This window comes from Patulibacter sp. NPDC049589 (genome assembly GCF_040675535.1).
Classification (GTDB): domain Bacteria; phylum Actinomycetota; class Thermoleophilia; order Solirubrobacterales; family Solirubrobacteraceae; genus Patulibacter.
Genome location: NZ_JBFAPC010000055.1, coordinates 22171 through 32797, shown reverse-complemented (window position 1 = coordinate 32797; position 10627 = coordinate 22171). Strand labels below are relative to the sequence as shown.

Genomic DNA, 10627 nt, shown 5'->3' with positions numbered 1-10627 from the left:
ACCGAGAGAACCCAGCCCACACACCCCCGACCACGACCGCCACGCGGACGCGACCACCCACGACCTGCTTGACAAACCGACCCCCATATCAGCGCGCCGCGCCGGCGACCGCGCGCCGCTGCGGGCCCTTGGGGCCCTCGTGCGGGCCCTTCGGCCCCGTCGGCCCGCCGTGCGGCGGCTTCGGCCCCTGCTGCGACGCCTCGAACGCCCGCGTCGCCGCGACCGCGATGTCCGGGTCGTCCGAGAACACCGCGTCGACGCCCTGCTGCAGGAACTGCGTGATGTAGCCCTGCAGGTCGCCGATCCCGGCCGGGTCGGTGCTCGAGCGGCGCTCCAGCGGGAGGAACGAGTTCTCGCGGCGGAACGTGTAGACCACGACCGGCAGGCCGGCCGCGTGGGCATCCTTCACGAACGACGTCGGGGCGAGCGACGCGCCGGTCGTCGCGTCGCGCGGGACCACGTAGTCGGTGTTCGGCGACACCGCGTCGGCGTACGTCGCGACGTCCTTCAGACCGGCCGGCGAGGCGATCTGGCCGTAGGTCGTGGAGCCGCCGGCCTTGACGACGTCCGCGGGCTTCGCCGTCGGGGCGTCGAGGAGCTGGACCGTGTGGACCTTCGACTCGCGGCGCAGCAGCTTGAGGTTGGAGACCTCGAACGACTGGACGATCACCGGCGCGCGGCGGTCGTCGAGGTGGTTCTTCCGCAGCGTCTTCAGGACCTCGGACTCCTGGTCGATCCCGACCGAGCGGAAGTACGTCGAGTGCTTGATCTCGGGGACGATCCCGATCGTCCGGTGCGTGGCCTTGCTCGCCCTGCGAGCGGTGTCGATGACCTCCTGGAACGTCGGCACCTGGTACTGGCCGTCGTAGGCGGTGTTCGCCGGGCGGATCGCCGGCAGGCGCTCCTTGGCGCGCAGCGTGCGCAGCTCCTTCAGCGTGAAGTCCTCGGTGAACCAGCCGGTGAGCGTCGTGCCGTCGACGACCTTCGTCCGCTTGCGGTCCGCGAACTCGGGGCGCGTGGCGACGTCGGTGGTGCCGGAGATCTCGTTCTCGTGGCGGTCGACGAGCTGGCCGTCCTTCGTCGAGACGAGGTCCGGCTCGATGAAGTCCGCGCCCTGCTGGATCGCCAGGCGGTAGGCCTCGAGCGTGTGCTCGGGCCGATAGCCGCTGGCGCCCCGGTGGGCGTAGACGACGCGGTCCAGCGCGCTGCCGAAGTTCGGGGCGCTGCGCTCCCAGGGGCGGGCGGGTGAGGAGCCGTGACCGGGGCCGCCCGGGTGGACGGGGCCGTGGCCGCCGCCGGTACCGGGGTGGCCGCCGGCCGGGCCGCGGTGTGCGTCCGCCGCGGTGGGGAGGGTCAGGCCGAGGACGAGGGCGCCGACCGCGACGGCGGCGCGCGGACGCCGGCGGCGGGCGTTCGGGGGGATGGTTGCGTGGGGGATCACACCCGCCAGTCAAGCGGCGACGCGCCGTGCGGGTGTGTCCGCGTCGTGAAGGGCTCAGCCGGCCGTCTGCAGCTCGCGCGGGACGCGCTCGCGGAGCCGGTCGCGCAGGTCGCGGACCTCGCGGTCCTCCGACGCGAGCTCCAGCGCGCGGTCGGCCGCGGCCAGGGCGTCGGTCGTCCGGTCCGTCCGCGCCAGGGCGTGGGCGTAGCGCGACCAGGCGCGGGCACGCAGGGCGGCCGAGACGCCGGCGACCGGCTCCTCACCGTCCTCCGGGTCGCGGCCGGCGACGTCGTCGTCCCGGCCGCGGGCGCGGCCGCGGTCCGCGAGCTGCGTCGCGTGCAGGCAGGCGTCGACCTGGCGGCCGGTGTCGCCCGCGAGGTGCGCGGCCAGCGCGAGGTCGAGCAGGCCCTCGACGGTGGGCTCCAACGCCATGCCGCGCTCGAGCGCCTGGAGCGCGCCGGCGCGGTCGTGCAGGCGCAGCCGCAGGCGGCCGAGCCGGGCCCACGCAGCGCCGTCGGCCGGGGTCAGCCGCACGACGCGCGCGGCGGACTCCTCGGCCTGGAGGTTGGCGCCCTGGGCCTCGTAGATGCGGGCGGCGAAGCGGTGTGGCGCGGGGCGCTCGCCCTCGGCGCGCAGCCAGTCCCGGACGGCGCGGGCGGCGGCGGGCAGGTCGTCGGCCTGCAGCAGCGCGACGGTCAGCATCCGCAGGACGGCGGCGTTGGCCGGGTCGGCGTCGCGGGCGTAGAGCAGGCGCTTGGCCGCGATCGCGAACTCGCCCTCGGCCATCGCGTGCTGCGCGGCCGTCATGAAGCGCTGGACGCGCTCGGCGCCCGGGTCGGGCTTGCTGAAGTCGACGAACTGCAGCGTGCCGGCCGGGACCGTTCGCACGCCCAGGTGGAACGACACGCGGGCGAACTGGAGGATCTCGTCGCCTTCGCCGGTGAAGTAGACGCCGGTGACGTTGCCGACGCCCCACTCCGGGTACGACACGCAGCGGGCGTAGCGGTGGACGACCGAGTGGTCCGGCGTGCGGCTGCCGAACGGGTCGTGCTGGGCGCGCTCGCGGGTGGCCTGCTCGTTCTCGTACGCGCGGCGGCCGGCCTCCTCGCGGGCGGCGCGGGCGGCCGCGGCGTTGACCTTGACGGCCGTCGCGGTGATCTCGCCGTTGTGCGAGTCCTCGGCCAGCTTCTCCAGCCGGTCGGCGGCCTCGTTGATGCCCTTGAGGTGCCGTTCGTGCTCGAACTGCTTGCCGGGCGGGGCCAGGTCGGGGTGCCACCGCTTGGCCAGCGAGCGGCGGGCCTGCTGCACGTCGCGCTTGCCGAACGGGGGGCGCAGCTCGAGCAGTCCGAGTGCGTGCTCGATGTCGAAGACGGAACCGGCCACTGCACCCAGAGTACCGCGCCGCGACAGCCCGCTCCGCCGGCCGATCGCCCTGGCGCCGGGGGCTTGGAGGTGCTACAGGACGCCCTCCACGACATCCCCGGTTGCGAAATATCCAAAAGCTGATCTACTTTTCGGCAATGAGCACGCCGACCGTTCCCCAGACCACCCCCGACCAGGCGTTCGACGCGCTGCTGGAGGCCGCCGACCGCGTCGCGCTCGAGCTGCGCTCGACCGCCGCGGAGCGCGACCGCGCGAACGTCGCGCCGCGCGCCGAGATCGAGCTCCTGCGCCGCCACGACCTGCTCCAGGTCCAGGAGCCCGTCGAGTACGGCGGCGCCGGCCTGACGTTCGCGCAGGCCGCGCAGCTCGTCCGCCGGATCGCCCGCGGCGACACCTCGATCGCCCACCTGCTCGGCTACCACTACGCGCAGACCCGGGTCGCCCAGCTGTTCGGCACGCCCGAGCAGGCCGACGCGCTGTCGCGCATCAACGGCGCCGAGCGGACGTTCTGGGGCGGCGTGCAGAACCCGCGCGGCGGCTCGGCGCTGACGCTGACGAAGGACGGCGACGGCTACCGCCTCAACGGCTCGCGGACCTTCGCGTCCGGCGCCAGCCTCGGCGACCACCTGTCGATCACCGTCGAGCTCGAGGGCGAGCTCGCCTTCGTCTCCCTCCCGTCCGACGCCCCGGGCTCGGACTTCACCCGCGACGGCTTCTCGGCGCGCGACGACTGGGACAACGTCGGCCAGCGCCTGACCGACTCCGGTGGCGTCGACTTCCACGACGTCCGCGTGCAGCGCAGCGAGATCCTCGGCGCGGTGATCCCGGGCGAGGAGGGCTACCCGCCCGGCGCCGCGCCCTCGGCGTACCAGACGCTCGTCACGCCGCACTGGCAGCTCGCGTTCGTGAACTTCTACATCGGCACCGCCGAGGGTGCCCTCGACGAGGCCCAGCAGTGGGCGCGGGCCAACGGCACGCCGTGGGAGACGTCGGGCGTCGACGTCGCCACCGACGACGTCTACATCCTCGAGCACCTCGGCGAGATCGTCACCGAGATCCGCGCCGCCGCCCTGCTCGCCGACCGCGCCGGCGACGCACTGCAGGCGGCATTGGACGTCGGCCCGTCGCTCACCGACGAAGCGCGCGCCGAGGCCGCGATCGCCGTCTACGAGGCCAAGATCCTGACGACGAAGGTCGCGCTGTCGGCCACGAGCCGCCTCTTCGAGATCCAGGGCGCCCGGGCGACGACGACGGCGTACGGCTTCGACCGCCACTGGCGCAACGTCCGCACGCACACGGTGCACGACCCGGTCGCCTACAAGGCCCGCGAGGTCGGTGACTGGTCGTTGAACCGCCGCGCGCCGGAGTTCTCGCTCTACCGCTGACCTTCACGGCCGAACCGGCCGTCCCCCACTTGGCGCCCGCCTGCTCCGTCTCTCTCCTCGGGTCGGGCGCCGAGGCCCGGACCGTCGCCGCGGGGCACCGCGATCGCGACGGGACCGGGTCGGCACGAGGGTCTGCACCCCTCACGCCGCAAACGCGCGCCCGGCCCTGCCGGGCGCGCGGCGTTTCGGGGGACGTCGAGGGCGAGGGGCCCGTGGAGGGGGGCCGGCCGGGGCCCGGGCCTAGGGTCGGCCGGGGCGGGGGGTCGGTCGATCGTCGGCCAGACGGTGTCCGGAATCGACCGCGGTTCGACCCGGCCTCCGCCGGGACGGAAGGGGTCGGTCGATCATCGGCCACACGGTGTCCGGAATCGACCGCGGTTCGACCCGGCCTCCGCCGGGACGGAGAGGGTCGGTCGATCATCGGCCACACGGTGTCCGGAATCGACCGCGGTTCGACCCGGCCTCCGCCGGGAGGGAGAGGGTCGGTCGATCATCGGCCACACGGTGTCCGGAATCGACCGCGCGTCGGCCCGGCCTCCGCCGGGACGGAGAGGGTCGGTCGATCGTCCGCCACACGGTGTCCGGAATCGACCGCGCGTCGGCCCGGCCTCCGCCGGGACGGGGGGGGTCGGTCGATCATCGGCCACACGGTGTCCAGAATCGACCGCGCGTCGGCCCGGCCTCCGCCGGGACGGAGAGGGCCGGTCGATCGTCCGCCACACGGTGTCCAGAATCGACCGCGACCGCGGGCGTCCTCGGCCGCCCTCAGCCGCCCTCGACCTTCCGTCGCAGCCGGTCCAGGCGACCGTCCCAGCGCGCGCCGGTCGCGGCCATCCAGGAGACGGCGTCGTCGAGTGCGCCGGGGATCGCGCGGAAGCGGGTCTCGCGGCCCTCGCGCGCGGCGACGACCAGGCCGGCGTCGGCCAGTGCGCGCAGGTGCTTGGCAACGGCCTGGCGGGTCATCGGCAGGTCGGCGGCGAGCGCCGAGGCGGTCACGCTGTCCCCCGTCCCGGCCAGGCGGCGCAGGACGTCGCGGCGCGTGGCGTCGGCGAGCGCGCCGAAGACCGCGCCGAGGTCCGGGGCCGGCCCCGACGCCGCTCCGCCGCCGGACGCCGCCGCACGACCCGCCGCCGCTCCACGGCCGGCGGGCGGCGATACGTCGGCCGGCGCCGCGACGCCGACACCGGACCCCGCCGGTACGCCGGGACCCGCCGACACGCCGGAGCCCACCGGCGACCCCGCCCCGGAACCTGCGGCCGCTGCGGGACGCGGCGTCACCGGACGCCGGCGAGGACCCGGCCGGCCGCCGTCGCCGTCGGACCCTGGGCACCGCCGTGCGCGCCCCTCCCACCCGGCCGTCCGACGGCCAGCATCCGGTCGGCGGCCGGCGCGACGAGGCGCACGGTCTCGAGCGGCACCTCGACGATGACCACCCGCGTGCCCGCGGCCCCGAACGGCTCCAGCGCGATGTCGACGAGCGCCGGCCGGTCGTCCTCGTCGCGCCAGACGAGCCCGAGCCTCCGGCCGGGGACGACCTCGTCGACCTCCACCGGGCGCGGGCGGCCGCCGGCGTCGCGGACGGTGCCCGTCGCGCCCTCGCGGACGTCGAGGTCGACCTCGTCGGCCAGCCAGCCCGCCAGCCCGTCGTCGTCGGCGACCTGGGCCCAGACGTCGTCCGGGGCGGCGTCGAGCACGAGCTCACGGCGCACCGCGTCCAGGGGCGGGAGGCCCGTGCCGTCGCGGTCCTCGACCGCGCCGCCGGCACCTCGGTCGGTCCCCCGGTCGGCGTTCCCTTCGGCGCGGGGGCCGGCACCGCGGCCGGCATCGCCGTCGGTTCGGCGGTCGCCACCGCGGCCGGCATCGCCGTCGGTTCGGCGGTCGCCACCGCGGCCGGCATCGCCGTCGGTTCGGCGGTCGCCACCGCGGCCGGCATCGCCGTCGGTGCGGCGGTCGGCACCGCGGCCGGCGTTCCCTTCGGCGCGGGGGTCGGTCGCGCGCCCGGTGGCGTCCTGGTCGGGGGGGTCGTGATCGGCGGGCGTCGGCATCGGTCCTCCGGGAGGGTCGCTCGCCACGGAGCCTACACGCAACGATTCGGTTGCGTGTATGGTCGGCCATGACGCGCAACTGATCGGTTGCGCAATTCGATCCGAAACGGAGACCCCATGCCCCTCGTCCCGATGGTCATCGAGCAGAGCGCCCGCGGCGAGCGCTCGTTCGACGTCTACTCCCGCCTGCTCAACGACCGCACCATCTTCCTCGGCACCGAGATCAACAGCGAGGTCGCGAACCTCGTCGTCGCGCAGCTGCTGCACCTCGAGGCGGTCGACGACGAGAAGGACATCCACGTCTACGTCAACTGCCCCGGCGGCGAGGTCTACGCGGGCCTCGCGATCTACGACGCCATGCGGTACGTCCGCTGCGACGTCACGACCGTCTGCTGCGGCATCGCGATGTCGATGGGATCGATCGTCCTCGCGGGCGGGACGCCCGGGAAGCGCGCCGCCCTGCCCAACGCGCGGATCCTCGTCCACCAGCCGTCCGGCGGCTTCCGGGGCCAGGCGACGGACATCGAGATCCATGCCCGCGAGGCCATGTTCCTGCGGAAGCGGGTCGAGCAGATCTACGTCGAGCACACCGGCCAGGACATCGAGCAGATCAACCGCGACATCGAGCGCGACCGCTTCATGACGCCCGACGAGGCCATGGACTACGGCCTGATCGACCACGTGATCGAGCGGCGCGGTGTGCAGGCGCGGCGGCGCCCGGCGCTGGGCTGACGACGCTGTCCCGGCGGACCGGCCCCGGCAGCCGGTCCCCGGACGGGCGCGAACGCGGTGGGCCCGGAGGGCGTCAGTCCGCCGCCACCGGTCCCGCCGCGACCGCCCGCCGCACGGGCCGGTCGCGCAGCGCCATCTCCGGGTCCGCCGCCGCGAGGTACCAGCCGAAGGCGCGGTCGATGAGCGGCTGCGGCGAGACGAGCCGGAAGCCGAGGGTCAACAGGCGCGGCGGGATCCGCGGCATCACGCGCTGGAGCAGCAGGAGCTTGCGGAAGAACGGCGCGCGGGTCTTCGAGAACGCGGCGTAGGCGACGAGCGCCTGCTCGCGGGTCTGGGCGCCGTCGAGGACCTTCGCGATCTCGCGCGCCGCCTGGATGCCGAACATGAAGGCCGTCCGGATGCCCTCGCCGGAGACCGGGATGCAGTGGCCGGCGGAGTCGCCGCAGAAGAAGACGCCGTCCTCGGCCGCCGGGCGCAGCTTGTGGGGGAACCAGTTGCCCTGGTACCGGACGGCGTCCACGTCCAGGCGGCGCGCGACCTCCTGGGTCGGCTCCTTGACATGGTCGTGCGGGTCGTAGGAGCCGACGCCGACGCGCGACTCGCCGCCGGCCGGGACGCGCCACGCGTAGCCGCGCGGGATGACCGAGCGGTCGACCCAGCAGTCCAGGCTGTCGTCCTGCGTGGCGGCGTCGACGTGCGGGTGCACCTCGAGCCCGCGCGAGAGCGGGGCGTTCGGCGGCTGGTAGTGCGGGTGCGCCAGGTTGCGCCGCCAGCCCAGCGCGTCGACCACGATCGGCGCGGAGACGTCGCCGCGGTCGGTGTGGACGACGTGGCCCCCGGCGGTGCGCGTCCGGCCCTCGATCTTCGCCGTGTGGAAGCGCGCCTCGCCGGCCTGGTCCCAGAGCTCGTGGCAGAGCGTCCGGTAGTCGAAGCTCGTCCACGTCCACGGCAGGCGGTAGCGCGCGCTGCCGTGCGGGGTGGTGAACGACATGTGCGGCAGCTCGGAGCGCCGCGCCTCGTGGATGCCGAGCGCGTCGAGCCAGGGCGTGGGGACCGCGCAGGCGGAGGTCTGGCGCTCGCCGATCTCGTAGCGGTCGAGCACCAGGACGTCGTGGCCGAGGCCCGCCAGCTCGCGCGCCACGGCCAGTCCGGCGAACGACGCGCCGCAGACGAGGACGTCGGCGCGGTCGCCGTCGATCGACGTCCGCTCGGCACCGCGGAGGGTGGCGCGCTTCGGGCTCATGCCCTCAAACTACCCGCGGCGTGCCCCATCGGATGCATCCCCGGCGCGGGATCCCGCCCGAAGGGCCGGGCAGGGCCGGGGGATCACGACGGACGGGACGTCCCGTCCTCCGGACCCGTGCGTGGCCACCGGCTCAGTGCCCCGCCGCGCTCGTGAGCGCGAGGCCCGCCACCCCCGCGGCGACCAGCGCCACGCTGAGCAGCCGCAGCGGCGCGGCGGACTCGCCGAGGAGCGCGATGCCGACGATCGCGGTGCCGACCGCGCCGATGCCGGTCCAGACCGCGTAGCCGGTCCCGGCGGGGAACGAGCGCAGCGCGACGGCCAGCAGCGCCATGCTCGCGGCCAGCGCGACGACGAAGACCGCCGTCTCGGGAACGCGGGAGAACCCGTCGGAGCGCTTGAGCGCGAGTGCCCAGACGACCTCGAGCAGGCCGGCGGCGATGAGCGAGATCCACGCCATGGTGGGGTCCCTTCGAGGCGCCGTCGTCGTGCCGGGTACGGCGCGTCCCTCTCGTCCGGGCGAACCCCCTCGGGGTCGCACATCGACCGTAGCACCGGGCCTCCGGGCCCTGCCGCGCCCCCGATCGAGGACGACCCCCGGGCCCCGGTGGGCCGGTCGCCCCGCGGGTCGGACCCTCCCCCGTGGGCGTCCCGTGCCGCGAAACCCGTCCCCACGGGCGATCCCGGGCGAAGATCGCTCGCGTACCCCGGTACCGTTGGGGGAATGAGCACGCAGTTCGTCTTCTCGATGTACCAGTTGACCAAGGTGCATCCGCCCGACAAGACGGTGTTCAAGGACCTGTCGCTGTCCTTCCTCCCCGGGGCCAAGATCGGCGTCCTGGGCATCAACGGCTCGGGCAAGTCGTCCCTGCTCAAGATCATGTCCGGGCAGGACACGGACTTCGACGGGGAGGCCACGCTGCTGGCCGGCGCCACGGTCGGGATCCTCGAGCAGGAGCCCAACCTCGACGACACCAAGACGGTCCACGAGAACGTCATGGAGGGCCTGAAGGAGCTCAAGGCCCTCGTCGACAAGTTCAACGAGCTGGCGATGAACTACTCGGACGAGACGGCCGCGGAGTTCGCGCGGCTGCAGGCCGAGATCGACGCCGCCGACGCGTGGGACCTCGACTCCAAGGTCGAGTACGCGATGGACGCCCTGCGCTGCCCGCCCGGCGACTGGAACGTCGTCGACCTCTCCGGCGGCGAGAAGCGCCGCGTGGCGCTCGCCCGCCTGCTGCTCTCGGCCCCCGACCTGCTGCTGCTGGACGAGCCGACCAACCACCTCGACGCCGAGTCCGTCGCCTGGCTGGAGCGCCACCTCGAGGCCTACAAGGGCACGATCGTCGCGGTGACCCACGATCGCTACTTCCTGGACAACGTGGCCGGCTGGATCCTCGAGCTCGACCGCGGCCGCGGGATCCCGTTCGAAGGCAACTACTCGGGCTGGCTGGACAACAAGGCCAAGCGCATGGCCCAGGAGAAGCGCACCGACGTGGCCCGCCAGAAGCGGATCAACGAGGAGCTCGACTGGTCGCGCAAGAACCCCAAGGGTCGCCAGGTCAAGCAGAAGGCCCGCCTGAACAACCTCGACGAGCTGATGAAGGAGCAGTCGGCGATGCGCCTCGACGAGACGCGCATCACGATCCCGCCCGGACCGCGGCTCGGCGACACCGTCATCGAGGCGCAGGGCCTGTCGAAGGCGTTCGGCGACAAGCTCCTGTTCGAGGACCTCTCGTTCACGCTGCCGCCCGGCGGCATGGTCGGCGTCATCGGCCCCAACGGCGCCGGCAAGTCGACGCTGTTCAAGCTCCTCACCGGCCTCGAGAAGCCCGACAGCGGCACGATCAAGCTCGGCGAGACCGTCGACCTCTCGTACGTCGATCAGTCGCGCGACAACCTGGACCCGAACAACAACGTCTGGGAGGAGATCTCGGAGAAGCTCGACTACGTCAAGGTCGGCGACCGCGAGATGAACTCCCGCCAGTACGTGGCGTCGTTCAACTTCAAGAAGGGCGACCAGCAGAAGAAGGTCGGCAACCTCTCCGGCGGTGAGCGCAACCGCGTCCACCTCGCCAAGCTGCTGCGCCGCGGGGGCAACCTGCTGCTGCTGGACGAGCCGACCAACGACCTGGACGTCGAGACGCTGCAGGCGCTCGAGGACGGGCTCCTCGCGTTCCCGGGCTGCGCGGTGGTCATCTCCCACGATCGCTGGTTCCTCGACCGCATCGCGACCCACATCCTCGCCTTCGAGGGCAACTCGACCGCCAACTGGTTCGAGGGCAACCTGCAGGCCTACGAGGCGTGGCGCCGCGACGAGCTCGGCGACGAGGCCGACCGCCCGCACCGCCTCACCTACAAGAAGCTCGCGCGCTGACGCAGGAGGCCTCCGGGCGCG

The 10627-nt window shown here is 73.9% G+C and carries 9 protein-coding genes; 3 read left to right on the top strand and 6 right to left on the bottom strand.

What is annotated here, in order from left to right; genetic code table 11:
- Positions 1-88: 88 nt before the first annotated feature.
- Positions 89-1441 carry a glycerophosphodiester phosphodiesterase gene (locus tag AB0L40_RS12525; RefSeq protein ID WP_364354395.1) on the bottom strand — a complete coding sequence of 451 codons (1353 nt, stop codon included), beginning with the start codon at positions 1439-1441 and terminating at the stop codon, positions 89-91.
- A gap of 54 nt (positions 1442-1495) precedes the next feature.
- A complete protein-coding gene (locus AB0L40_RS12520; protein ID WP_364354392.1) occupies positions 1496-2824 on the bottom strand; it encodes a hypothetical protein in 1329 nt (442 codons plus the stop codon).
- A gap of 137 nt (positions 2825-2961) precedes the next feature.
- Here AB0L40_RS12520 and AB0L40_RS12515 point away from each other — a divergent pair, with 137 nt between their 5' ends.
- Complete coding sequence (locus AB0L40_RS12515) at positions 2962-4209, top strand: acyl-CoA dehydrogenase family protein (RefSeq protein WP_364354389.1); 1248 nt, start codon at positions 2962-2964, stop codon at positions 4207-4209.
- Positions 4210-4974: 765 nt separating this feature from the next.
- Here AB0L40_RS12515 and AB0L40_RS12510 read toward each other — a convergent pair.
- Together AB0L40_RS12510 and AB0L40_RS12505 are read right to left on the bottom strand one after the other, a co-directional pair.
- Positions 4975-5427, bottom strand: a complete 453-nt coding sequence (locus AB0L40_RS12510; protein WP_364354386.1) for a metalloregulator ArsR/SmtB family transcription factor — start codon at positions 5425-5427, stop codon at positions 4975-4977.
- 56 nt (positions 5428-5483) lie between these two features.
- Positions 5484-5918 carry an SRPBCC domain-containing protein gene (locus AB0L40_RS12505; RefSeq protein WP_364354383.1) on the bottom strand — a complete coding sequence of 145 codons (435 nt, stop codon included), beginning with the start codon at positions 5916-5918 and terminating at the stop codon, positions 5484-5486.
- 453 nt (positions 5919-6371) lie between these two features.
- Here AB0L40_RS12505 and AB0L40_RS12500 point away from each other — a divergent pair, with 453 nt between their 5' ends.
- Positions 6372-6986 (top strand): ATP-dependent Clp protease proteolytic subunit, encoded by a 615-nt coding sequence (locus AB0L40_RS12500; protein ID WP_364354380.1) that lies wholly within the window; start codon positions 6372-6374, stop codon positions 6984-6986.
- 73 nt (positions 6987-7059) lie between these two features.
- On the opposite strand, the gene AB0L40_RS12495 is transcribed toward AB0L40_RS12500, so the two are convergent.
- Together AB0L40_RS12495 and AB0L40_RS12490 are read right to left on the bottom strand one after the other, a co-directional pair.
- The gene (locus tag AB0L40_RS12495) at positions 7060-8229 is read right to left on the bottom strand and encodes an NAD(P)/FAD-dependent oxidoreductase (RefSeq protein WP_364354377.1); all 1170 of its coding nucleotides are present in this window, start codon (positions 8227-8229) and stop codon (positions 7060-7062) included.
- Between the two features lie 133 nt (positions 8230-8362).
- A complete protein-coding gene (locus tag AB0L40_RS12490; RefSeq protein WP_364354374.1) occupies positions 8363-8689 on the bottom strand; it encodes an SMR family transporter in 327 nt (108 codons plus the stop codon).
- A gap of 264 nt (positions 8690-8953) precedes the next feature.
- On the opposite strand from AB0L40_RS12490, the gene ettA reads away from it, so the two are divergent.
- On the top strand, positions 8954-10606 hold the full coding sequence (ettA, locus tag AB0L40_RS12485; RefSeq protein ID WP_364354371.1) for an energy-dependent translational throttle protein EttA: 1653 nt from the start codon (positions 8954-8956) through the stop codon (positions 10604-10606).
- The last annotated feature ends 21 nt before the right edge of the window (positions 10607-10627 follow it).

Coding starts and splice junctions, on each gene's coding strand:
- AB0L40_RS12490 (WP_364354374.1), bottom strand. CDS start 8,689: ATGGCGTGGATCTCGCTCATCGCCGCCGGCCTGCTCGAGGTCGTCTGG.
- ettA (WP_364354371.1), top strand. CDS start 8,954: ATGAGCACGCAGTTCGTCTTCTCGATGTACCAGTTGACCAAGGTGCAT.
- AB0L40_RS12500 (WP_364354380.1), top strand. CDS start 6,372: ATGCCCCTCGTCCCGATGGTCATCGAGCAGAGCGCCCGCGGCGAGCGC.
- AB0L40_RS12495 (WP_364354377.1), bottom strand. CDS start 8,229: ATGAGCCCGAAGCGCGCCACCCTCCGCGGTGCCGAGCGGACGTCGATC.
- AB0L40_RS12515 (WP_364354389.1), top strand. CDS start 2,962: ATGAGCACGCCGACCGTTCCCCAGACCACCCCCGACCAGGCGTTCGAC.